Source organism: Sphingomonas sp. P4_G3 (genome assembly GCF_056401105.1).
Genome location: NZ_JBFUJZ010000001.1, coordinates 250,600 through 271,868 on the forward strand (window position 1 = coordinate 250,600; position 21,269 = coordinate 271,868).

The window sequence follows — 21,269 nt, forward strand, 5'->3', positions numbered from 1 at the left end:
TCGGCGGGGGCCGGGTAAATGACCACCGAAGTTGATTTTTACGAGCTGCTCGAAGTCGAGCGCGACGCCGACGACGCGACGATCAAGTCGGCGTACCGCAAGCTCGCGATGAAATACCACCCCGACAAGAACGGGGGCTGCAAAGACCACGAAGCGAAGTTCAAGGCGGTCAGTCAGGCGTATGAATGCCTGAAGGACCCGCAGAAGCGTGCCGCGTACGATCGCTTCGGCCATGCCGCGTTCCAGCAGGGCGGCGGACCCGGCGGGTTCGGCGGGGGTAACGATTTCTCGGGCTTTTCCGACATTTTCGAAAGTGTGTTCGGCGAGTTCATGGGCGGTGGCCGTGGCGGCCAGCGCCGGCCGCAGCGCGGCGCCGATCTGCGCTACGATATGGAAATCAGCCTGGAGGAAGCCTTTCACGGCAAGTCCGAGCCGATCACCATCGACGTCGCCGCTTTGTGCGAGGCGTGCGACGGTTCGGGCGCCAAGCCCGGTACCTCGGCCAAGACCTGCGGCACGTGCGCCGGCCATGGCAAGGTGCGCGCGCAACAGGGCTTCTTCGTTGTAGAACGCACCTGTCCGTCCTGCCACGGCGCCGGCCAGGTGATCGCCGATCCGTGCTCGTCATGCCGCGGCGAAGGCCGCGTCGAAAAGACGAAGACGCTGACCGTCAACATTCCCGCCGGGGTCGACGAAGGCACGCGCGTGCGCCTGACCGGCGAAGGCGAGGCCGGACCGCGCGGCGCGCCCGCGGGCGACCTCTACATCTTCCTCCATGTGAAACGGCACGCGATCTTCGAGCGCGAGGGGACGACCCTGTTCGCGCACGCGCCGATCAGCTTCACCACCGCGGCGCTCGGCGGATCGATCACCATTCCCGGGCTCGATGGCGAGCAGCACGACGTCAAGGTCGCCGCCGGGACGCAATCGGGCCGCGAAGTCCGCCAGCGCGGCGCCGGCATGCCGGTGCTCCAGGGCAAGGGCCGTGGCGACCTGGTGGTCCGCATCTCGGTCGAGACGCCGACCAGGCTGACCGCCAAGCAGCGCGAACTGCTCGAGGAATTCCGCTGCACCGAGACCGGAGATGAATGTCCCCAGACGCAGGGTTTCTTCCAGAAGGTGAAGAAGGCGGTCGGGGGGTGAGTTCCAATCCCTCTCCCTTAGGGAGAGGGAGGGAGCGCCAAAGGCGCGGAAGGGTGAGGGCAGACGCGCGTTGCTCGCGTCGTCCGCCTCTCAAACTACCCTCATCCAAGCTTCGCTAGGCGGCACGCCGCCAAGCTACGCTATCCTTCTCCCACCGGGAGAAGGGATTAGAGTTGGGGAACGATCGGCCCCCATAGTTCGCTGTGATCCTCATCGAACCCCGGCATCCCCGCCTTGGTCAGATACCCGCGCGCGTCCGGGATATGGCTGTAGATCATCCGTAGCGGCCGCTCGTGCCATTGCAGGTTGAACGCCCAGCGGATGGGGAAGAATTCCATCGTCGAATAAGGCAAATGGTCGTGCACCCACCAGGCGATGCGCTTCCAGTCGTCGGGGCCGGTCCATTCGTTGGCGAAGCGCGGGACGACGATGCACGCGGTGGCGCCCATCTGGCCCTGGGCGTCACGCTGGTCCCAGATATGGCCGGCGGCGCTGCGTTCGTTCGACGCGCAATTATAGCCTTTGACGTTGCCCAGCCGATTGACCTCGGCCGAGCGATAGGCCGATCGGATCGCGATCCGCCCGAATACGTCCTGCAGCGGCTCGAGCAAATCCTCGCATAGCCGCGTTCCTGCCGCGATCGCCAGATCGGGATCGTCGGGAATGTTCGACAGGCCATGGATCTCGGCAATGTCCGAATAGAGGAAATCGCGCATGAAAAAGGTTCGCGACAACTGGACACGGCCCAGTTCGGTCAGCTTGGCGACCGTTTGCGGTTTCTTCACGCGTGCCTCCCACGAAAAGACCGGCATAGCTCGCCGGCGCGTATGCGGAAATATATCCGAATTGGGGATAGTCTCCGGAGGAGTCCGGCTCGTCTTAAACGAAGCCGATATTCCAGCTCGATGGCGCATAATTGCCGATATTGGGGAGCACGGTCGCCATGTCGCCACCGCTGACGCCGAACCAGTTCGCCAAGGTCGCCGCATATTGGTCGACCGCGATCGTCGGGAGCAGGCGGCCCTGGCCGACATCGTCGGGCGTGTTGCTGCCGATAGCGGGCGGCGTGCCGTAGATCGTCCGGCCGCGCACCGCGCCGCCGATCACGAAATGCATCGATCCCCAGCCATGGTCGGCGCCATCGCTGTTCGACGTCAGCGTGCGGCCGAAATCGGACGCGGTGAACGTCGTCACCTTGTCGGCGACGCCCATCGCGCCGGTCGTGTCGTAAAACGCCTTCAGCGCGTCGGCGACCAGCCCGATCTGGCGCGGATGATCGGTCGCGAGATTGTCGTGCATGTCGAACCCGCCGAGCGAGACGAAGAACACCTGCCGCCGCGCCCCGAGCGTGGCCGAGACCGAGATCATCCGCGCCACGATCTTCAACTGGTCGGCCAGGCTGTTGCCGCTGGGGAATAAGGGAAAATTGGCCGCCGGAGCTCCCGCCAGCGCGGCACTCAGCTGGGTATAGGTGTCGAGCGACCGCTGGCTGACCCGGGCATGTTCGTTGGCCAGGATGTTGGCGCTGCCGCCAGTCATCAGCGCCTTGAGCGTCGCCATCGCGGTCGAGGACGAATAGAGCGACGCCGCATTGTTGAGCAACGCGATCGGGCCGCCCGAACCGACCGCATATTGCACCGCGCTGCGCCCGGTGAGGTAGACCGCATTGCCGCTGGCGTTGACGCAGGTCAGTGTCGCCGATCCGTTGCCGCTCTGGAACAGATCGCCGATCCGGCCGCCCCAGCCGCTCGTCGCGCCTTCGGGATTCGACGCCTGGAAATAGCTTTGCTGGTCGTTGTGGCTGAACAATTTGGGCGGCAGCCGCACCGCGTTCGACTGATATTGCGCCTTGGTCGTCGGCATCACCAAGGTGCCGACGTTGAGCACCACCGCCATCCGCCCGGCGTCGAACACCGGCAGCAGCGATGCCATGGCGGGAGCAAGCGCATATTGCCGTCCGCCGAGGCTGTTGGCCGGGTTGAGCGCGGTGGCGGTCAGAGCGTCGCGCGGCAAGGCGATGTTCGACCGCGCCGCCTGATAGAGCGCGTAGCTGGCGGCATCGTAAGGCGGCAGCGTGTTGGCGTAATCGTTGCCGCCGTACAGGAACACGCACACCAGCGCCTTGTAATCGCTCGAGACCGCGGCGGCCGCCTCGCCGATCGCGGCCAGGCTGGTGACGAAGGGCGCCGCGACGCCGGCCATGCCGAGCGCGGCACTCCGCTTCAGGAAGGCGCGGCGCGATTGATCGTGCTCGAAACAGCTCATCACTTCACCGTCAAATAGTCGGGCGACGCCAGCGTCAGCAGGATGGCGATCTTCGCGCGATTGGTGGGGCCGTTGGTCGCCGTCGCCGACACGCTGTCGACGGCGGCGCGGATCGATGACAACGTCGCGGTCGACAGCTGGCCGGCGGCCAGCACGACGTTCACTTCGTCGACCAGAGCGGCGCTGTCCGCTGCCTTGGTCAGGATGTCGGTATAATCGGGCTTTGCATCGCCGCTGCCATTGTTGACCAGGGCGTTGATGAAATTGACATAGCCGACCACCGATTGCTCGTTGGTGATCTGGAATTCGGGGGCGACCAGTCCGGCATTGGAAATCGCAGTGCTTGGCGGCGTGTAGCCGGGCCGGAAGAAATTGAACACCGAGGGAGCGCGGCCCATCGACTGGCCCAGCCGGGTCGACGGGCTGCTGGTGTCGCCGATCGGCCAGGTGTTGGCGGGCGAGGTCATGTTGAACGCGCGCGCCCAGCCGGTCAGCCGCATCACCGGTTCGCGCAATTTGCCGAAGGTCGCATCGGCCATCATGCTGTCGGCGCGCGCTTCGCTGTCGGTTAGGATCGCGCGGATCACCGCCTTCATGTCGCCGCGTATACCCGCGCCGTTATCGGCGAATGCGCTGGCGACGCGGCCGACATAACCGGGGGTCGGGTTGCTGGTGACCATCCGCTGGATCAATTGCTTCGAGACGAAGGGCGGTACGTTGGGGTGCGCGAAGATGGCGTCCAGCGCGGTCTTGATCGCCGCCATGCCGCCCCCGGTCGTGCTCGCGTTGAGAAAGCTCGACGGTCCGGTCTCGTTGATCGCCGCATTGATCACCAGCCGCAGGCGGTAGCGATCGGGCGTCGTGCTCGTATTGTTCGCCAGCACCAGGCCGGTGAACACGCGCGCCAGGCCGGTGACGTCGAGCTGAGTATAGGTTTCGGTCGGGGTCGCGCCGCCGACCAAGGTGCCGTCGGTGTTGAGCCGGTAGAGGCCCAAAGTGAACAGCTGCATCAGCTCGCGCGCGTAATTCTCGTCGGGTTGGGCGCCGGTCGAGGCGTTCGCCTTGCGGTTGCCCAGGAAAGTCAGGAACGACGCCATCGCCGCGTTGGTGGTGATCTTGTCGAGGATGTCGCGGAAATTGCCGAACGCATTGTCGAGCAGCACGTCGACATAGGCGGCCATCGCGAATTGTTTCCAATTGAGGTTGAGCCCGTCGATCCCGACCACCAACATGTCGAGCAGCGCCATGCCGACGCGCTGGCGCAATTGATCGGGCTCGACGATCATCTGACGCCACATCGTCGCGTCGAACCCTGCTTCGTTGTTGATATTGGTCGCGGCCGAATAGCCGTTGGCGACCAGCCAGTCCCAATGCGTGGTCGCACGCGGCATCGCGAACTGATCGTTCAGCCAACCAGTGATGCCACGGGTGACCAGTGCGTTGATCGTGCTGCGCGTCGCGCCCATCGTGGCCTGGCCGAGGAAACGGCTCGCCTGGATGTCGCTCAGCGGAATGACCGGGGGCGGGGCGGGCGGGGGCGGCGAACCGCCGGAGGCGCCGCCGCCATCGCTGCCGCCACCGCAGGCGGCGAGCGCCAGCGCCGAACCGACCACCGTGATGGTCGGCAAAGCGGGGCCGGTCGCGCTCGACCGCTCCGGTTCGGGCGTAGCACGCCCGTCAAAATCGATATTGTCCACTGGTCCCCGCCGTGCCCCTTTAGGGTCACAACGTAGATCGGCGGGATTCCCTTCGCCAATCGTCGCTGCGATCGCCCTGCCGCCAGGAATACCCGGTACGACGTACCGGAGTCGCAACAGACGTCGCTAAAATTTCGGTAGGCTAAAATTTCGGTAGGGATGTGAGGTGGGTCGTCCACCCAACCCGCCCTGACCGCCCCCGACTTTCACGGGGTGCGGTTGGGCCGATGGTTTAGAGGGAAAGGACCCCCGCCACCAGCGCCAGGCTGCCGACACTCACCATCGCGGTGGCCAGCATTTCCATGATACGCATGGTTGCTTCTCCTTAGAGCCGGATCAGTCCGGCTGGGAGGCATATGGAAATAGTTGCGCTAACACGCAATATTGTTTCAATCCTTCGCAGTTGCAGCATTTGCACTTGTGTTGCCATGTTGCATCCGGATGTGCCTAAAAGGGCACAGTCGGCCCATGCTCAGGCGTCCGCGAACACCCGCGCGAAGATCGTGTCGACATGCTTGAGGTGGTAATCGAGGTCGAACTTCTCCTCGATCTCGGCCGGCGACAGCGCCGCGGTCACTTCGGGATCGGCCTTGAGCAATTCGAGCAACGAGAGCTCGCCGTCCGATTCCCACACTTTCATCGCGTTGCGCTGGACCAGCCGGTACGAATCCTCGCGGCTGACCCCAGCCTGGGTCAGCGCCAGCAGCACTCGCTGCGAATGGACCAGGCCACCCATTTTGTTGAGGTTCTTCTCCATCCGCGCCGGATAGATCAGCAATTTGTCGATCACCCCGGTCAGCCGTGCCAGCGCGAAGTCGAGCGTGATCGTGGCGTCGGGGGCGATATAGCGCTCGACCGAGGAATGGCTGATATCGCGCTCGTGCCACAGGGCGACATTCTCCATCGCCGGGATCGCCGCGCTGCGCACCATGCGGGCGAGCCCGGTCAGATTCTCGGTCAGCACCGGGTTGCGCTTGTGCGGCATTGCCGACGAGCCCTTTTGCCCGGGCGAGAAATATTCCTCCGCCTCGAGCACTTCGGTGCGCTGGAGGTGACGGATCTCGACCGCCAGTCGCTCGATCGACGAGGCGATCACGCCCAGGGTCGCGAAGAACATCGCATGGCGGTCGCGCGGGATCACCTGGGTCGAGACCGGCTCGACCGCCAGGCCGAGCTTCTCGGCGACATGCGCTTCGACGCGCGGGTCGATATTGGCGAAGGTGCCGACCGCGCCTGAAATCGCGCAGGTGGCGATATCCTTGCGCGCCGCGACCAGCCGCTCGCGATTGCGCGCGAATTCGGCATAAGCCTCTGCCAGCTTGAGCCCGAACGTCACCGGCTCGGCATGGATGCCGTGGCTGCGCCCGATCGTCGGGGTCAGCTTGTGCTCCTCGGCACGGCGCTTGAGCACCACCAGCAGCGCATCGATATCGGTCAGCAGGATATCCGACGCGCGCGCCAATTGCACCGCCAGGCAGGTGTCGAGCACGTCGGACGAGGTCATGCCCTGGTGCATGAACCGCGCCTCATCGCCGACATTCTCGGCGACCCAGGTCAGGAAGGCGATGACGTCGTGCTTGGTCACTGCTTCGATCGCATCGATCGCTGCGACGTCGATCTTGGGATTGGTTGCCCACCACGCCCATAGAGCGGCGGCGGCTTGCTTGGGTACCACGCCGAGCTCGGCCAGCGCGTCGGTGGCGTGCGCCTCGATCTCGAACCAGATCTTGAAGCGCTCCTCCGGGGCCCAGATCGCGGTCATGTCGGGACGGGAATAGCGCGGGACCATGAAGGGCCTTTCGAAAACGGGATGCCGGGAATGTCCGCGCCGATAGCAAGCGCGGTCCCGACCCTCAATCGCCTTTACGGGCCAACCGGGGAAAGGGGTTCCCGGTTGCCCACTGTGGTGCCGAAGTGACGGTTCCCTAAAATCGTGAGTCAGCTCGTCGCAACCAAAGCACAAGTCCACGACGACCTGCGCCAATCGCGGGACAAATCGGCCTTCCATATTGGAAATTTCGGACCCATATCGAAAGTCGAATGTTCTACTAGAGCAATTCGCATGGGGTGGTGAACAACCGCTTCGCAGAAACAGGTCCAAATTGCAAGGAGATTTGCCATGCTGAAGCATGTATTATTAGCTAGTGCCTTTCTGATTTCTACGCCTGTATTGGCGCAGAACCAGCCGCAGACTGCAACACCGCAGCCGGATACTAACGCTGCACCTGCGCAGCCGCAGACCGCGCCGGTGCCGGAGACACCGACCGCGACCAATCCGGCGCCACAGACCACGTCGGCACCAACCACCGCGGCTCCGACGACGCCGCCGGCGCCGACCACTGCCGATGCTCAGCCGCAAACGGCACCCGCGCCGACTGCGCCCCCAGCCGACGCTCAGGCGGCCAATCCGGCGCCGTCCGGCCAGGGCGCGCAGGTCGCCGATGTCGTCAACGGCGAGTTCGGCACCTACGACAGGAACAAGAACGGCTCGCTGAGCAAGACCGAGTTCGGCGCGTGGATGACCGCGCTGCGCACCAAGGCCGATCCGTCGGTGAAGGACGATGCCGCGAACAAGGGCTGGGTCGCCCAGGCCTTTACCCAGGCCGACACCGACAAGTCCAAGTCGGTATCGAAGGATGAGCTGACCAATTTCCTCTCACAGGCTTCGGGTCAAAAGGCGTCGTAATCTAACTCCCACGACGCCCACGCAGAGGGCCGCCGCGTTTTCCCCTTGGCGCGGCGGCCCTTTTTCGTGCGCATCTATCTCCGCCGCGAGCGGATAAAACATTAGTATTGACTAATTGATTAGTATTGGCTAATCGATTCGCATGCTTCCTGCCTTGCCCGTCGACGCCGTCATGCGCGCCCTGGCCGACCCGACCCGCCGGGCCGTGTTCGAGCAACTCGCGCGCGGCGGAGAGGTCAATGTCGCCGAACTGACCCGCGCGAGCGGCGTCACCCAGGGCGCGATTTCGCAACACCTCAAATCGCTGAAGCTGGCCGGGCTCGTCGCCGAACGCCCGCAAGGGCGGAACGTCTTCTATCGCGCGACGCCCGATGGGCTCGCGCCGCTGTTCGACTGGCTGAGCCATTACGACGCCTTCTGGCGCAACCGCTTCGCCAATCTGCGTGATTTGCTCAAGGAGATCGATTCGTGACCGACGCCATCTTGCACGCCGACACGCGAGACATCGTGATCGACGAAGTGTTCCCGCATGCGCCGGCCACGGTGTGGAAGACGCTGGCCACCAGCGACCTGATGGGGCGCTGGCTCAACATGACGCCCAATGGCTACGAGCCGGTGGTCGGCAATCGTTTCACCTACAAGACCTCGCCCGCGGGCGCCTGGGACGGGACGATCCAGTGTGAAGTGATCGAGGTCGTGCCGGGCGAGCGCCTATCCTATTCGTGGAAGGGCGGCGACGAGGCCAATGTCGGCTACGGATCGCGGCTCGACACGATCGTGACCTTCACGCTGGAGGAAGTCGCTGGCGGCACCCGGCTGCGCGTCGTCCATTCGGGCTTCGTCCTGCCGAAGAACGAGACTGCCTATCGCAACATGAGCGGCGGTTGGACCCAAGTCATTGGCCGGATCGGCGCGGTGACCGAGGAAGAGGCGTCGACCAAGACGCAGTGATCGCAAGCCTTTCTGATCAGGAGGAATGTCATGCAAGACAGCAAACTCGAGAACCGCCCACCGACGGTGCCGGCATCCGACTGGACCGCGGCGTGGGAGCGCATGCTGGTCAAGGAGAAGGTCTTCTCCCGCGCCCGCGACGCGCTCGCCGCCGAGCGTCGGCGGATGCCGTGGATGCTGGTCGACAAGGACTATCGGTTCGAGGGGCCGGATGGCGCAGTGAGCCTGCTCGACCTGTTCGAGGGCCGGCGCCAGCTCATCGTCTATCGCGCCTTTTTCGAACCCGGCGTGTTCGGCTGGCCCGATCATGGTTGTCGCGGCTGCTCGTTCGGTGCCGATCAGGTCGCGCATCTCGCGCATCTCAATGCCCGCGACACCACGCTGGCCTACGCCTCGCGCGCGCCGCAAGCCGATATCGCGCGGCTGAAGGCGCGGATGGGCTGGGACATGCCCTGGTACACGATCACCGACAGCTTCGATGCCGATTTCGGGGTGGACGAATGGCATGGCCATAACGTCTTCATCCGGGAGGACGGGCAGATCTATCGCACCTATTACATCAACAATCGCGGCGACGAGGCGATGGGCTCGACCTGGAACTTTCTCGACATCACCCCGCTCGGTCGCCAGGAAGCGTGGGAGGATTCGCCCGAGGGCTATCCCCAGACGCCGCCCTATAAATGGTGGAACTGGCACGACAATTACGAGGCCGAGCAAGCCGCGCCCGATCCCAAATGGGTCGAAGTGTCCGATTCCGGCGAGGCCGCGCTCCGCAACGGGGATAAGGCATGATCACCGCGGGCGCAGCCGGCAGCGCGGGGCTCGCCAAATGGCTGGGCCTGGCGGCATCGCCGACCTTCGCGGCGATGGCCGTGCTGACGAGCCTGGGCAGCGGCCCGATGGTGTTATGCTCGGGCACGACGGGCTTTCCCCTGGGCGGCATGGTGCCAATGTACCTGCTGATGAGCGTCTTCCATGCGGCGCCCTGGCTGAAGGTGATCGCCGGGCGATCGGTGGCGGGTTAGACCTTACGTCGCGCGGTCACGGGCTTTGGTTGCGAGTCCGAGCGCGGGGCGTTGTCTGTGCTTCGTTGATTGCCCTCTCCCGCTTGCGGGAGAGGGTTGGGTGAGGGTCTTCTTTCTTCTTTTTTTGGCCCTTCCGCTTGGGAGAAGAAAGAAGACCCTCACCTTCCCACCGCCACCGGCGGCGGGCCCCTCCCTCTCCCGCAAGCGGGAGAGGGAAATAGCGATTCATCGGCCTTCGGCTTGCTGCATCGAACCCCGGGGCACGAGCCAGCTTGCGTAATGAAATGTAATGTGATCTCATATCTGCATGAGGCGCGTCCTCCTCCTTGTCGTGCTCGCTGCAACGGCATGTTCGCAGCCCCAGCCCACGGCATCGCTGGGGCCGGAGACTCGAAAGGCGCTGGCGTCGGCCCAATTGTTCGCACGCAAGATCGGGATGGCCGGTGACTGCCTAACGCCCGGACCCCGCGAACATTATTCGATCAAGGATACCGCGGACACCTGGGTGGTCGAAGTCGAACCCCCACCAAGACCAGGACCAGTGCTGCGTCTGACCATCAGCAAGGACAAATTCAACGTCATCCGGGCGCAGAAGATCGCCTAGCCACCCAGCCCGGCGGCAGGATCGGCACGGTGGCGCAGGCGGGACTGCCGTCGCGCGCGGTGCCGTTGAAATGCGCGGTCAGGCGCTCGCCCGGCGCCAGCGCCTCGATCTTTTGCCAGTCGATCGCGCCAAGCGGCACCTTGGCGCGGCGCTGCCAAGGCGAGCCGATCTGGCCGGCGCTTGCACCGATACTGAGATAGACGAACCGCGCGGTCGGCGGCCCCTGGACGAACGGCCCGAGCAAGCGCGGCCCGCCGGTGGCAGTGCTGCCGTCCAGCGTGACGTCGAGCTCGAACACGAGCGCGTCGGCCGAGCGATCAACCGGCCCGATTAGCGTCGCCTTGCCGCTGGCGCCGCGTTGAAGCGCCAGCGCGACACCCGGCACGGGTCGGTCGACCACGATACGCAGCGGCAGCGCCGATCGTTCAGCCGTCATGGCGCCAGCCCTCCATCAAATCCGCCGCTTCGTCGAGATCGCGCCACCGCGCCGCCTCGATCGCGGTCTGGCCGCTCTTGTTGCGCATCCGCGGATCGGCGCCATGGCGCAACAGGATGCGCGCGACGTCGACCGCTTTGTCCTCGTCGTCGGGCAGGAAGAAAAGCGGCGTCGGGGTATCTTTGTTCACCCGCGCTCGATTGGCGAGATCGGGATCGGCGCTCAGCACGGCAGCGAGCTGCTCGGTCAGGCCGAGATGCACCAGCGGCCACATATCGCGGCTCAACGGTGCGAGCAGATCCACCATCTGCGGTTGCCCGAGCACGACTGCCCAACTGAGCGGCGTCCCGTTCCATTTGCGCTCGCGGCGATCGATCTCGGCACCCGCGGCGATCAACGGATTCGCCGCCTCCAGCGATCCCGACTGCACCGCGCGGTGTAGCGGGCTGATCCCCTCATGATCGCCTCCGCCGACATCGGCACCCAACGATAGCAACAAAGCAATGGCGGGCGCATTGCCGAACTCCGCGGCCGCCAGCAGCAGGGCGGGATTGGTCACCAATTGCGGATTGCCCGCGAGCAGTGCCCGCGCGCTCGCTTCGTCGCCGCGCAGGCACGCCGCTCGGAACGCCTGCGCGCCGCTCAGTGCCACCGGCGTGGCGCCGTGGCGCTCGAGCAAGGCGGCCATGTCGACGAACCCGGAAAGCTGCGCCAGCGCATGGACCGGCTGGCCGGTATAGGCATGCGGCGTATCGGCGTTGGCGCCCCGCTCCAGCAGCCATTCGGCGCGCTCCAGATGGTTCTGCCCGACCGCATTGCCTAGCAGATAGTCGAGCGGGTTGAGCGGCCGGTTCCCGCCGATGCGATAGCTGACCGCATCGCGCCAGCGCTCGGTCACCCCTTGCGCCTCGCAATGCCGCCACAGCAGATCGTACCAATAGACGTCGTGGCCGACGATCGAGATGTTGTAGAGCGCCTGGGTATCGAACGGCGACGCGCCGGCGGCGACCAGCAGGTCGACCAACTCGGTCGCCTGGGGATGGCTCGATTTGGCGCCTTCGCCCAGGCCGATCGCGCCGGTCACCAGGGTGAAGGAATTGTCCCAGCCATCGTTGAACGAGAAGTTCGGATTCGCGCCCGCCGCCAGCAACAGCCGCGCAATCGCCATGCCGTTCGTGGGATCGAGCCGGCCGTAAGCGACATAAGCGAGCGCGGTCCAATTCTTCGGGCCGCCCACTGCGAGCGCGGCACCGGGGTCGCGCGCCAATCGCCGCTCGACCTCGCCGATATCGCCGCACGTAGCAGCAGTGAACACGCTGTCGCGCGCGATGACCGGATGGCGATCGACGATCCGCCGAGCGACGGCGGGATCGCCGTCCCAGCCGTGCAGCAACACCTGGTCGAGTCGTTCGGCATAGCTTTGGCGATCGAGCGCGAGATCGGCGATCGCCGCCTTGAGCGCGACCCAGCTTTCGTAGCCATATTCGAGCGCGAGCGCTTGGTGCACGTCGCGCAGTCCGGGATCGCCGGACGGTTTCGCGCCGGCGTCGCGCAGCCGCGCGATCGCGGCGACATCGCCCGCGCGAATGGCTTTCAGCCAGCGTTTGGCGTCCTTGCGCAGGGTATCGAGATTGGTCTTGGGCGTGAGCGTACGACGCATCGGAAACCTTCCTTCCAAATGCCAGACGTCCGCTTACGAAAGGCCGGAAGAAGGGTTCGTAAGTATCGTTTTTAGCTGGATGGGAGAAGCTCCCTTGCCGCGGACAGGTGGCGCTCCAGATGCGCTCTGGGCGGGAGTATCGGGGATACGGTTGGGACTGTCAACGGAGCGATGTGCCGGCCCGGCCGCCGCGGAACATCGAAAACCAGCTCGGGGGATTCCACGTTGCGCGTCCATTGAGCGAGTAGGTGACGAACTCGGCTCTTCCTCCGATATTCTCGATCGGCACGGCGCCGCCCAGACCGTTCAGCTCGGTCGGCACTCGGCTGTCCGCGCTCATGTCCCGGTTGTCGCCCATCAGAAAGACGTGTCCCTCCGGTACTTTATAGGCCGGGAAATCGTCTCCGGCGCTGGGTCCAAAATCGATTGTGTCATAGGATCGGCGATTGGGCAGCGTTTCCCGGATGATATGGAGCCGGCAATAGGGCTGTCCGTCGGCGCCGGTGATCCGCGCCATCGCGAAGCCGGGGAACGCTCGCTCCGGATCCGCATCGTGCGCATCGCAGCGAAAGTTTCCGTCGACGGGCATCAGTAGATAGCCTTCATCGCGAACGGCGACCGGCTGTCCATTGAGCCAAAGGCGACCACCGGTTACCCGGACGACGTCTCCAGGCAGGCCGATCACCCGTTTGATCAAGTCCTCCCCGCGTCGACCAGCGTCCGGCGGCGTCACGATGACGACGTCGCCGCGACCGGGCAGCCCGCCCAGAAGCCGCCCATGCACGAACGGGAGCAGGTGCAGGATCGGAGAGGTGTAGGACCAGCCATATGGCCATTTGCTGACCACGAGCCGATCTCCGACCAGCAGGGTGGGCATCATGGATTCGGAAGGGATATAAAAGGGCTTGGCGATGAGGCTCTGAACGGCCGCAACAAGGAGCACCAGGCCTGCGAGGCTGCGGATTTCCCTGAACCAGTGGATGCGGCGGGACTGTGCGGAGGCGGCTTTTGTCATGCCCCGAGAAGGCCGCAAGATGGCCCTCAGCTCCAGCAATGTCGTGTCCGGACACGCCCGAATTATGGTCCGGACAGAAAGCTCAGTGCCTCAACGGGCGCTGAATTCGCCGTAATTCAACACCCCGTCATGGTTGCGATCAAGCTGATCGAAAGCGGCATGGCTGGTCTGGTTTCCATGCGCCAGGGCAGGGACAGCCACACCCGCGCCAAGCACCATCCCGGCGATGATCGCGGCGATGGTGCGCCGATGCGCCCGGCGTACGACCGTCCTATCGTCGCGATCCGCCATCCTGCCGTCGATCATCGTCCTGATCGCTTCGCTGGCCGAAACCCCATCCTCGTGGCAGCGGCGGACAAAGGCGGATTTGGCGTCGTAAGACAGCCGGATTTCGATCGTCTCGCTCTTTTTCGGCGTCCGCATATCCGTCACCTTGCATGCTCCGTTGCGCGATGGCCCTTGCGGGTCTGCAGCTTCTTACAGCCTAGCATATCGAACACGCCGCTGCGACTGCGCAACGGAATGGTCGCCGCTCCTAAATCAACCCCTGACCCCGCAGACTCACAAATCCCTTCGTCCCGACGATGATATGATCGTGCACTGCGATCCCCATCTTCTTGCCCGCCTCGACCACCGCACGCGTCAGGTCGATATCGGCACGGCTCGGGGATGGATCGCCCGAGGGGTGGTTGTGCACCAGGATGATCGACGCGGACTTGAGGTCGATCGCGCGGCGGATGACTTCGCGGACATAGACCGGGGCCTCGTCGATCGAGCCTTCGTTCATCAGCTCGTCGCGGATCAGCATGTTGCGCGTGTTCAGGTGCAGCACGCGGACCCGCTCGTTGCCGTGATGCGCCATGTCGGCGCGGAGGTAATCGAGCACCGCTTGCCAATTGGACAGTAAGGGCTTCTCCGCCACTTCCGCTCTCAGCAGGCGCAACGCGGTCGCCTGCACGATCTTGAGCGCGGCGACCGACGTCTCGCCCATGCCCTTGACCCGCGCCAGTTCCTCGGGCGCGGCGGTCAGCAGGCCGGCGATCCCGCCGAACTCGCGCAGCAAGGCATAAGCCAGCGGCTTGGTGTCGCGCCGCGGGATGGCGAGCGCGAGCAGATATTCGATCAATTCGTGGTCGAGCAGGCCGTCGGCATCGGCGAGCAGCCGTTGCCGCAACCGCGCGCGGTGACCAAGATGATCCGGTTCCGGAACGTCCCCCATCTGTCACGGGTTAATCGGCGATCCGGGGCGACGCAATTGCCCCGGTGCCGTTGCGGCGTGTAGCGTGGTGGTTAATGACAACAAGCAAGGGCCCGATGACCGAGAGCGAGCCGGATATTGCCCGCCCGTCGCGCGCCCGTCGTATCCGGTTTCGGCTCGGCGTCGCGCTCGGGCTGCTGCTGGTCGTGCTCGCCGGACTGTGGCTGGCGCGCAAGCCGGTCGCCGAGCATTTCATTGACGATGTCTTGTCGCAGGCAAAGGTCCCGGCGCGCTATACGATCGAGGACCTTGCGCTCGGCCATCAGCGCCTCACCAATATCGTCATCGGCGATCCCGCGCATCCCGACCTCATCGCCGATTGGGTGGAAGTGCAGACCTCGGTCGATTTCGGCGGCGCGCATGTCACCGGGGTCCGCGCCGGGCATGTGCGGACGCGCGCGCGGATCGTTGACGGCGCGCTGTCGCTGGGGGCGCTCGACCGGCTGATTCCCAAGGGGGCAGGCGGCGCCTTTCGATTGCCCGCGATCCAGCTCGACCTTCAGGACGGCCGCATGCGATTGGAGGCGCCGCAGGGCGTGGTGGGCCTGAAGGCGTCAGGCAGCGGTCGGCTCGACGGCGGGTTCCAGGGGCAAGTGGCGGCGATCAGCGCGCGGATCGCGAGCGGCGCCTGCGCGGCCGACAAGGCAGTCGCCGCGCTCAGGATCGATATCCGCTCGGACGCGATCCATCTCCGCGGTCCGGTGCGCGCGGGCGAAGCGGGCTGCAATGGCAACGGCGCGACCCGGTTTCGCGCCGATATCGACGCGGCGGTCGCGCAGACGTTCGATCGCTGGAACGGCCATGCCAATCTCGTCGCCGATCGGGTGACCGCGCCGTCGCTGAACGCCGAAGCGATCGCCGGATCGCTCGGCTTTGCCGGCACTGCGCATGGAATCCAGGGCACGGCCCGGCTCACTGCCGACCGGTTGACCGGCGGCGGCATTGCCGGTCAGGCGGCGGCGATCGACGGCGCTTATCGCTATGCCGATGCAAAAAGCGCGTTCACCGGCAAGGCGCAGCTGGGACGTGCCGCCTTGCCCGACGCGATCCGTGCCAACTTCCGGTCATGGGGATCGTCCGGCGCGGGCACGCCGCTCGCGCCGCTGGGCGCCCAGCTTGCCCGCGCGCTGGACGATGCGGCGCGCGAGTTCGCCTTGTCCGCCGAACTGTCGGCGGCAACCGATGGCGGGCGGGGCGCGGTCAAGCTGTCGCGTCTGCTCGCGGTCGCCGATAGCGGCGCGAGCATCACGCTGACCAGCCGCGACGGCGCGCAGATCGTCTGGCCCAACGGTGGCGTCATCCTGCGCGGCGATCTCGTCGCCGGCGGCGGCGGATTGCCCGATCTCAGCGCGCATCTCGATCAGCAGCGCGCCGGCGCGCCGATCACCGGCACCGCGACGATGGAGCCCTACGAGGCCGGCAATGCGCGCCTCGCGCTCGCGCCGGTCCGGTTCAGCGCCGGGCTCGACGGGCGGACGCGGATCGAGAGCGAAGCGACAGTGTCCGGCCCGCTCCCCGGCGGCGCGGTGGACGGGCTGCGGCTGCCGCTGCTCGCGCAATGGGATGGGCGCGGGAGCCTCGCGGTCAACCCGGCCTGCGCGCCGGTGGCGATCGCGCGGCTGCGCCTCTCCGGATTGGATGCGCGCGGGTTCCGGACGCAGCTTTGCCCGGTCGACGGCGCGATGCTGCGGATCGCGGGCGGGCGGATCGGCGGCGGCGCGGTGGCGCGCGACCTTCGGCTCAACGGTGCACTTGGCAGCAGCCCGCTTGCGCTCGCTGTAGCACAGGCGACCTTGCGGCTCGGCGACCGCCATTTCGTCCTCGATCGCCTGGCGGTGCGGCTCGGCGCGCCTGAGCGACTGACCCGGCTCGATATCGCGACGCTCGACGGCAGCTTCGGCCAATCGATCGGCGGCAAGTTCGACGATGCCGGCGGCCAAATCGGCGCGGTGCCGCTGATCCTGTCGCAAGCGGCGGGGACGTGGCGGATGGAGAACGGGCGGTTGCTGGTCGGCGGCGCGCTGACGGTGGCGGATGCCGCGCACGATCGGCGCTTCAGGCAGTTGGCTGGCCGCGACGTGTCGCTGACGCTCGCCGACAATCGCCTCGCCGCGACCGGCAAGCTGACCACGACCAACGGCGCGGTGAAGGTCGCCGACGTCGCGATCGCCCACGATTTGTCGAGCGGCTCGGGCTCGGCCGATATCGACGTCACCGGCCTGACCTTCACCAAAGGATTCCAGCCCGAAGCGCTGACGCCAGTGACAGAAGGCGTAATCGCCGATGTCGCGGGCACGGTGACCGGCCACGGCCATATCGCCTGGATCCCGCAGGCGGTGACCAGCAATGGCGTGTTCCGCACGCAGAACGCCAATCTTGCCGCCGCGTTCGGCCCGGTCGCCGGCTTGTCGGGCGAAATCCGCTTCACCGATTTGCTGGGGATGGTGTCCGCGCCCGATCAGGTCGCGACGGTCAAGACGATCGATACCGGCATCACCGTCAGTGACGGAGTGGTCCATTATCAGTTGCTCGGCCCGCAGCGCATCCAGGTCACCGACGCGCGCTGGCCGTTTGCCGGCGGGCGGCTCGATCTCGCCCCGACCTTGCTCGATTTCGCGGATCCCGGCGGCCGGCATTTGACCTTCCGCCTGACCGCGGTCGATGCCGCGCAATTCCTGCAGCAATTCAACTTCAAGAATCTGAACGCGACCGGCGTGTTCGACGGCACGCTGCCGATGACTTTCGACATCACCGGCGGGCGGATCGAAAAGGGCGAATTGCACGTGCGTCCCGGCGGCGGCACTTTGGCTTATGTCGGTCAGGTCACCAAGGAGGATGTCGGCGTGTGGGGCAATCTGGCGTTCCAGGCCCTGAAGTCGCTGCGCTATCGCAACCTCGATTTGACCTTGAACGGCCCGCTGGCGGGCGAAGTCATCACCGAGGCGCATTTCGCCGGGGTCAGTCAGGGGGAAGGGACCAAGTCCAACTTCCTGATCCGCCGGTTGCAGCGGCTGCCATTCGTGTTCAACGTCAAGATCCGCGCGCCTTTCCGCTCGCTGCTCGATTCGGCGCAGAGCTTCTACGACCCCACGCTGCTGATAAAGCGCAACCTGCCCGCGCTGATCCGCGAGCAGAACAAGATCCAGCCGGGTGTGCGACCCGTTCAGCCTCCCGCAAGCGAGACCAAGCCATGATACGAACAGGATTGACGATGGAGCGATTGAGCCTGACCACCAGGAAGATGCGACGGATGGTATTGATCGGCGCGACCTGCGCCACCGGATTGCTGGGCGGTTGCGTCAACGTGACCGCGCCGGACAAGCCGATCGAGATCAATCTGAACATCAACATCACTCAGCAAGTGGTGTATAAACTGGACGGCCAGGCCAAGGCGCTGATCGACGAGAATCCGGGGATATTCTGACGATGAAACGGACCATGACTGCTTCCGCCCTGCTGCTGGGCACCCTGATCGCGATCGCGCTGCCGGCGACGGCGCAGGAGCGCGACCCCGCTTATGCCGCGGCGCGCGCCGCGGGACAGATCGGCGAACTGCCCGATGGCTATATCGGCGCGGTCGGTGCCCCGACCAAGGACCTGTCCGCGCTGGTCAACAAGATCAACATCCAGCGCAAGGCGGTCTATACCCAGAAGAGCGCGGCGAGCGGCTCGACGGTCGAGGAAATGGCCTTCACCACCGGGTGCAACCTGATCCTCAAGACCGCGCCGGGCGAGAAATATCGCGATCCCGCGGGTAATTGGCAGACGCGCACTGCCGCCGCGCCGAAGCGCGATCCGCGCTGCATCTAGAGTATCGCGCGGAAAAGTGGGTGCCGGTTTTCCGCAAACAGCGATGCGATCACAAATAACTAGAGCGGAGTGCCTGATTCAGAAATCAGGCACTCCGCTTTTGCTTATCCCTTCGGACGGTTGACTCGGTCCGGCCGCTTTCCTAAACGCGCGCTCAGCAAACGGGGGCTGTGGCCTTTCCGCTGCCCCGATCGTCGCCCGCTTGCCAGAGCGTGGCGGCGTTTCTTTATCAGGATGTTTCAGCGCCTTGGCCGACGATCGCCAGAATACTGACCTCGACAGCCGGATCGCCGCAGCGCGCGCCGCTGAAGAGGCGCGTTCGGGCGCCGGGCCGCAACCCTCCAAGGGGTACGGCCAGGGCTCGCGCGTCCTGATGGAACTGATCGGCGCCCCGCTCGGCGGCGGCATCGTCGGCTGGGCGCTCGATTACTGGCTCGGGGCCAGCCCCTGGCTGCTGCTGACCTTCCTCGCGCTCGCGATCATCGTCGCGTTCCGCAACATCTACCGCATTTCTAAGGAGCGAGCCGAATAATGGCCGGCGACATCAACCCGATGGAACAGTTCGAGGTCGGTCACCTGATCGATCTCAAGCTTTTCGGCTACGACGTCTCGTTCACCAACTCGGCGCTGTTCATGGTCGTCGTGTTCGTGCTGCTGGCCGTCTTCATGGCAGGCGGGCTGAAGCGTCAGCTGATCCCCGGCCGTTGGCAAGTCGCGGCCGAAAGCGCGGTGTCGTTCATCGATTCGATGGTCAATGTGAACATCGGCAAGGGCGGCAAGAAGTTCGCGCCGTACGTGTTCTCGCTGTTCTTCTTCATCCTGTTCGCCAATCTGGTCGGCGTGCTGCCGCTGGCGATCATTCCGCACCTCCATACCTTCGCCGTCACCAGCCACATCACGGTGACCGCGGTGCTGGCGTTCTTCTCGTTCGGGATCGTGCTGGCGGTCGGCTTCTGGAAGCATGGCCTGAAATTCTTCTCGCTGTTCGTGCCGCACGGCGCGCCTTTGGTGCTGCTGCCGGTGATCGTCCCGGTCGAGCTGATCTCGTTCCTGGTGCGCCCGTTCTCGCTGGGTCTGCGGCTGTTCGTCGCGATGACCGCGGGGCACATCCTGCTCGAAGTGTTCGGCAGTTTCGCGGTCCAGGGGCTCAATGCCGGCCTCAGCGGCAGCCCGATCGGCTTCGTCGTGTGGATCGGCAGCTTCCTGATGATCCTGGGCGTTTCGGCGCTCGAACTGCTGGTCTGCGCGATCCAGGCCTATGTGTTCGCGCTGCTCACCTCGCTGTATCTCCACGACGCGGTGCACCTGCACTAAGTCCCGTTTTCAATGCTGTAGATTATTCTGGGAGTTTAAAATGACTGATCATGGTTTGATGTACATCGGTGCCGGTCTCGCGGCGATCGGCGTCGGCGCGGCCGCGCTCGGCGTGGGCAACGTGTTCGGCTCGTTCCTCGAAGGCGCGCTGCGCAACCCGTCGGCCGCCGACGGCCAGCAGGGGCGCCTGTTCATCGGCTTCGCGGCCGCCGAGCTTCTGGGTCTGATCGCGTTCGTCGTCGCGATCCTGATCCTGTTCGTCGTCAAGTAAGCAGCAAAACGAGCGCTTCCGATGCCTCAGATATCCCAAGCAGCCTCCATCTACGCGTCGCAGCTGTTCTGGCTCGCGATCGTGTTCGCGGCGGTCTATTTCGGGATCGGCCGGGCGATGGTGCCGAAGATCGAGCGGACGATCGACGATCGTAACGCTCGCGTCTCGGCCGACATCGCCGCGGCGGAGGAAGCGCGCGACACCGCGCGCGCAGCCGAGGAAGGCTATACCGCCAGCCTCGACGGCGCGCGCAGCCAGGCCCTGAAGCTGGTCGGCGAGGCCAAGGCGAAAGCCACCGCATCGACCGAACAGGCGATCAAGGCGGGCAATGCCGACCAGGAAAAGGCGCTGGCCGAGGCCACCGCGCGCATCAATACGGCCAAGGCGACCGCGTTCGCCGGGATCGAGGATGCCACGGTGGATGCGGTCGAGGCGATCGTCGCCAAGCTGTCGGGCGTCACGCCCGACCGCGCGACGGTGGCGGCACGAGTGAAAGCGGAACTGGCCAATGGCTAATCTCCAGGCGACCACGCTGGCCAAGGAAACCGGCACCACCGAGCTTCACCATGAGCCGTCGGCATTGGGCTTGACCCCGCCGGCCTGGGTGGCGCTGGCGATGCTGTGCGTGATCGGCATCATGCTCTGGCAGAAAGTGCCGGCGCTGATCGGCCGCATCCTGGACGGCAAGATCGCGACGATCCGCCAGCAACTCGATGAGGCCGCCGCGTTGCGCGCCGAGGCCGAGGCATTGCTTGTCGAAGCGAAGAAGCGCGATGCGTCGTCGGCGTCCGATGCCGCGGCGATCGTCGCCCATGCCGAACAGGAAGCCGCCGCTCTAGTCGCCAAGGCGCAAACCGACGCGACCGAATTGGTCGCGCGCCGCGGCAAGATGGCCGAGGACAAGATCGGCGCCGCCGAGCGCGCCGCGGTCGCCGAGGTTCGTGCCAAGGCCGCCGATGTCGCGACCCGCGCCGCCACGTCGATCATCGCCGACAGCCATGGCGCCGCCGCCGACGCCAAGCTGGTCGACAAGACCATCGCCGGACTGTCGCGGCTCAACTGAGCTTTCCCGGCCCGTTAAGACGGGCTGCGATACTTCCACCTCCGTCGTCATCCCGGCCTTGTGCCGGGATC

24 protein-coding genes are annotated in these 21,269 nt (G+C 65.4%); 15 read left to right on the plus strand and 9 right to left on the minus strand.

The features are described 5' to 3' along the window. Nucleotides 1-18: 18 nt before the first annotated feature. Nucleotides 19-1,143, plus strand: coding sequence for a molecular chaperone DnaJ (dnaJ, locus tag AC1DQQ_RS01170; protein ID WP_478039989.1), 1,125 nt, complete (start codon nt 19-21; stop codon nt 1,141-1,143). Nucleotides 1,144-1,310: 167 nt separating this feature from the next. Here dnaJ and AC1DQQ_RS01175 read toward each other — a convergent pair whose 3' ends face one another. The 4 genes from AC1DQQ_RS01175 to purB form a co-directional block, all read right to left on the minus strand. Continuing rightward, on the minus strand, nt 1,311-1,928 hold the full coding sequence (locus AC1DQQ_RS01175; RefSeq protein ID WP_478044041.1) for a hypothetical protein: 618 nt from the start codon (nt 1,926-1,928) through the stop codon (nt 1,311-1,313). Nucleotides 1,929-2,022: 94 nt separating this feature from the next. Continuing rightward, a complete protein-coding gene (locus tag AC1DQQ_RS01180) occupies nt 2,023-3,408 on the minus strand; it encodes a DUF1501 domain-containing protein (RefSeq protein WP_478044042.1) in 1,386 nt (461 codons plus the stop codon). Then, nucleotides 3,408-5,105, minus strand: a complete 1,698-nt coding sequence (locus AC1DQQ_RS01185; RefSeq protein ID WP_478044043.1) for a DUF1800 domain-containing protein — start codon at nt 5,103-5,105, stop codon at nt 3,408-3,410. Before AC1DQQ_RS01185 ends, AC1DQQ_RS01180 begins: the two co-directional genes overlap by 1 nt. A 472-nt stretch (nt 5,106-5,577) precedes the next feature. Next, on the minus strand, nt 5,578-6,894 hold the full coding sequence (purB, locus tag AC1DQQ_RS01190; RefSeq protein WP_478039996.1) for an adenylosuccinate lyase: 1,317 nt from the start codon (nt 6,892-6,894) through the stop codon (nt 5,578-5,580). A 330-nt stretch (nt 6,895-7,224) separates the two neighbouring features. On the opposite strand from purB, the gene AC1DQQ_RS01195 reads away from it, so the two are divergent. The 6 genes from AC1DQQ_RS01195 (at nt 7,225) to AC1DQQ_RS01220 (ending at nt 10,371) form a co-directional block, all read left to right on the plus strand. Continuing rightward, nucleotides 7,225-7,791, plus strand: coding sequence for an EF-hand domain-containing protein (locus AC1DQQ_RS01195; RefSeq protein ID WP_478044044.1), 567 nt, complete (start codon nt 7,225-7,227; stop codon nt 7,789-7,791). A 142-nt stretch (nt 7,792-7,933) separates the two neighbouring features. Continuing rightward, the gene (locus AC1DQQ_RS01200; protein WP_478044045.1) at nt 7,934-8,263 is read left to right on the plus strand and encodes an ArsR/SmtB family transcription factor; all 330 of its coding nucleotides are present in this window, start codon (nt 7,934-7,936) and stop codon (nt 8,261-8,263) included. Beyond that, nucleotides 8,260-8,742 (plus strand): SRPBCC family protein, encoded by a 483-nt coding sequence (locus AC1DQQ_RS01205; RefSeq protein ID WP_478040002.1) that lies wholly within the window; start codon nt 8,260-8,262, stop codon nt 8,740-8,742. The genes AC1DQQ_RS01200 and AC1DQQ_RS01205 overlap by 4 nt, the downstream gene beginning before the upstream one ends. A gap of 30 nt (nt 8,743-8,772) precedes the next feature. Beyond that, a complete protein-coding gene (locus tag AC1DQQ_RS01210) occupies nt 8,773-9,534 on the plus strand; it encodes a DUF899 domain-containing protein (RefSeq protein ID WP_478040004.1) in 762 nt (253 codons plus the stop codon). Continuing rightward, the gene (locus AC1DQQ_RS01215; protein WP_478027737.1) at nt 9,531-9,767 is read left to right on the plus strand and encodes a hypothetical protein; all 237 of its coding nucleotides are present in this window, start codon (nt 9,531-9,533) and stop codon (nt 9,765-9,767) included. The genes AC1DQQ_RS01210 and AC1DQQ_RS01215 overlap by 4 nt, the downstream gene beginning before the upstream one ends. 307 nt (nt 9,768-10,074) lie before the next feature. Next, nucleotides 10,075-10,371: a hypothetical protein gene (locus AC1DQQ_RS01220; protein ID WP_478044046.1), complete on the plus strand. Its 297-nt coding sequence runs from the start codon at nt 10,075-10,077 to the stop codon at nt 10,369-10,371. On the opposite strand, the gene AC1DQQ_RS01225 is transcribed toward AC1DQQ_RS01220, so the two are convergent. The 5 genes from AC1DQQ_RS01225 to radC all read right to left on the minus strand — a co-directional run bounded on the left by AC1DQQ_RS01225 (nt 10,346) and on the right by radC (nt 14,701). After that, nucleotides 10,346-10,807 (minus strand): DUF5990 family protein, encoded by a 462-nt coding sequence (locus tag AC1DQQ_RS01225; protein ID WP_478044047.1) that lies wholly within the window; start codon nt 10,805-10,807, stop codon nt 10,346-10,348. The genes AC1DQQ_RS01220 and AC1DQQ_RS01225 overlap by 26 nt on opposite strands. After that, nucleotides 10,797-12,467: an ankyrin repeat domain-containing protein gene (locus tag AC1DQQ_RS01230; protein ID WP_478044048.1), complete on the minus strand. Its 1,671-nt coding sequence runs from the start codon at nt 12,465-12,467 to the stop codon at nt 10,797-10,799. Before AC1DQQ_RS01230 ends, AC1DQQ_RS01225 begins: the two co-directional genes overlap by 11 nt. Nucleotides 12,468-12,627: 160 nt before the next feature. Further along, the gene (gene lepB / locus AC1DQQ_RS01235; protein WP_478040012.1) at nt 12,628-13,482 is read right to left on the minus strand and encodes a signal peptidase I; all 855 of its coding nucleotides are present in this window, start codon (nt 13,480-13,482) and stop codon (nt 12,628-12,630) included. Nucleotides 13,483-13,572: 90 nt separating this feature from the next. After that, nucleotides 13,573-13,905, minus strand: coding sequence for a hypothetical protein (locus AC1DQQ_RS01240; RefSeq protein ID WP_478040014.1), 333 nt, complete (start codon nt 13,903-13,905; stop codon nt 13,573-13,575). 112 nt (nt 13,906-14,017) lie between these two features. Then, nucleotides 14,018-14,701 (minus strand): RadC family protein, encoded by a 684-nt coding sequence (gene radC, locus AC1DQQ_RS01245; RefSeq protein ID WP_478040016.1) that lies wholly within the window; start codon nt 14,699-14,701, stop codon nt 14,018-14,020. Between the two features lie 95 nt (nt 14,702-14,796). Here radC and AC1DQQ_RS01250 point away from each other — a divergent pair, with 95 nt between their 5' ends. From AC1DQQ_RS01250 to AC1DQQ_RS01285, 8 genes are all read left to right on the plus strand, one after another. Further along, complete coding sequence (locus AC1DQQ_RS01250; RefSeq protein ID WP_478044049.1) at nt 14,797-17,934, plus strand: intermembrane phospholipid transport protein YdbH family protein; 3,138 nt, start codon at nt 14,797-14,799, stop codon at nt 17,932-17,934. A 47-nt stretch (nt 17,935-17,981) separates the two neighbouring features. Further along, complete coding sequence (locus tag AC1DQQ_RS01255) at nt 17,982-18,164, plus strand: YnbE family lipoprotein (protein ID WP_478028232.1); 183 nt, start codon at nt 17,982-17,984, stop codon at nt 18,162-18,164. 14 nt (nt 18,165-18,178) lie between these two features. Continuing rightward, entirely contained in the window at nt 18,179-18,550 is a 372-nt protein-coding gene (locus tag AC1DQQ_RS01260; RefSeq protein WP_478027743.1) for a YdbL family probable chaperone protein, read from the plus strand. Nucleotides 18,551-18,797: 247 nt separating this feature from the next. Beyond that, nucleotides 18,798-19,082, plus strand: a complete 285-nt coding sequence (locus AC1DQQ_RS01265; RefSeq protein WP_478044050.1) for an AtpZ/AtpI family protein — start codon at nt 18,798-18,800, stop codon at nt 19,080-19,082. Further along, nucleotides 19,079-19,864, plus strand: coding sequence for a F0F1 ATP synthase subunit A (locus AC1DQQ_RS01270; RefSeq protein ID WP_478028233.1), 786 nt, complete (start codon nt 19,079-19,081; stop codon nt 19,862-19,864). Before AC1DQQ_RS01265 ends, AC1DQQ_RS01270 begins: the two co-directional genes overlap by 4 nt. Nucleotides 19,865-19,922: 58 nt before the next feature. Beyond that, nucleotides 19,923-20,135, plus strand: a complete 213-nt coding sequence (locus AC1DQQ_RS01275; RefSeq protein ID WP_066586696.1) for a F0F1 ATP synthase subunit C — start codon at nt 19,923-19,925, stop codon at nt 20,133-20,135. Nucleotides 20,136-20,156: 21 nt separating this feature from the next. After that, on the plus strand, nt 20,157-20,651 hold the full coding sequence (locus AC1DQQ_RS01280; RefSeq protein ID WP_478040022.1) for a F0F1 ATP synthase subunit B family protein: 495 nt from the start codon (nt 20,157-20,159) through the stop codon (nt 20,649-20,651). Beyond that, nucleotides 20,644-21,198 carry a F0F1 ATP synthase subunit B family protein gene (locus tag AC1DQQ_RS01285; RefSeq protein WP_478044051.1) on the plus strand — a complete coding sequence of 185 codons (555 nt, stop codon included), beginning with the start codon at nt 20,644-20,646 and terminating at the stop codon, nt 21,196-21,198. Before AC1DQQ_RS01280 ends, AC1DQQ_RS01285 begins: the two co-directional genes overlap by 8 nt. Nucleotides 21,199-21,269 lie beyond the last annotated feature (71 nt).

Bases quoted from the DNA above. Each gene is read 5' to 3' on its own strand.
- AC1DQQ_RS01255 (WP_478028232.1), top strand. From the start codon at position 17,982: ATGCGACGGATGGTATTGATCGGCGCGACCTGCGCCACCGGATTGCTG.
- AC1DQQ_RS01220 (WP_478044046.1), top strand. From the start codon at position 10,075: ATGAGGCGCGTCCTCCTCCTTGTCGTGCTCGCTGCAACGGCATGTTCG.
- AC1DQQ_RS01250 (WP_478044049.1), top strand. From the start codon at position 14,797: ATGACCGAGAGCGAGCCGGATATTGCCCGCCCGTCGCGCGCCCGTCGT.
- AC1DQQ_RS01275 (WP_066586696.1), top strand. From the start codon at position 19,923: ATGTACATCGGTGCCGGTCTCGCGGCGATCGGCGTCGGCGCGGCCGCG.
- purB (WP_478039996.1), bottom strand. From the start codon at position 6,894: ATGGTCCCGCGCTATTCCCGTCCCGACATGACCGCGATCTGGGCCCCG.
- lepB (WP_478040012.1), bottom strand. From the start codon at position 13,482: ATGACAAAAGCCGCCTCCGCACAGTCCCGCCGCATCCACTGGTTCAGG.
- radC (WP_478040016.1), bottom strand. From the start codon at position 14,701: ATGGGGGACGTTCCGGAACCGGATCATCTTGGTCACCGCGCGCGGTTG.
- AC1DQQ_RS01210 (WP_478040004.1), top strand. From the start codon at position 8,773: ATGCAAGACAGCAAACTCGAGAACCGCCCACCGACGGTGCCGGCATCC.
- AC1DQQ_RS01280 (WP_478040022.1), top strand. From the start codon at position 20,157: ATGCCTCAGATATCCCAAGCAGCCTCCATCTACGCGTCGCAGCTGTTC.
- AC1DQQ_RS01195 (WP_478044044.1), top strand. From the start codon at position 7,225: ATGCTGAAGCATGTATTATTAGCTAGTGCCTTTCTGATTTCTACGCCT.
- AC1DQQ_RS01225 (WP_478044047.1), bottom strand. From the start codon at position 10,807: ATGACGGCTGAACGATCGGCGCTGCCGCTGCGTATCGTGGTCGACCGA.
- AC1DQQ_RS01200 (WP_478044045.1), top strand. From the start codon at position 7,934: ATGCTTCCTGCCTTGCCCGTCGACGCCGTCATGCGCGCCCTGGCCGAC.
- AC1DQQ_RS01240 (WP_478040014.1), bottom strand. From the start codon at position 13,905: ATGCGGACGCCGAAAAAGAGCGAGACGATCGAAATCCGGCTGTCTTAC.
- AC1DQQ_RS01230 (WP_478044048.1), bottom strand. From the start codon at position 12,467: ATGCGTCGTACGCTCACGCCCAAGACCAATCTCGATACCCTGCGCAAG.
- dnaJ (WP_478039989.1), top strand. From the start codon at position 19: ATGACCACCGAAGTTGATTTTTACGAGCTGCTCGAAGTCGAGCGCGAC.
- AC1DQQ_RS01215 (WP_478027737.1), top strand. From the start codon at position 9,531: ATGATCACCGCGGGCGCAGCCGGCAGCGCGGGGCTCGCCAAATGGCTG.
- AC1DQQ_RS01285 (WP_478044051.1), top strand. From the start codon at position 20,644: ATGGCTAATCTCCAGGCGACCACGCTGGCCAAGGAAACCGGCACCACC.
- AC1DQQ_RS01260 (WP_478027743.1), top strand. From the start codon at position 18,179: ATGACTGCTTCCGCCCTGCTGCTGGGCACCCTGATCGCGATCGCGCTG.
- AC1DQQ_RS01180 (WP_478044042.1), bottom strand. From the start codon at position 3,408: ATGAGCTGTTTCGAGCACGATCAATCGCGCCGCGCCTTCCTGAAGCGG.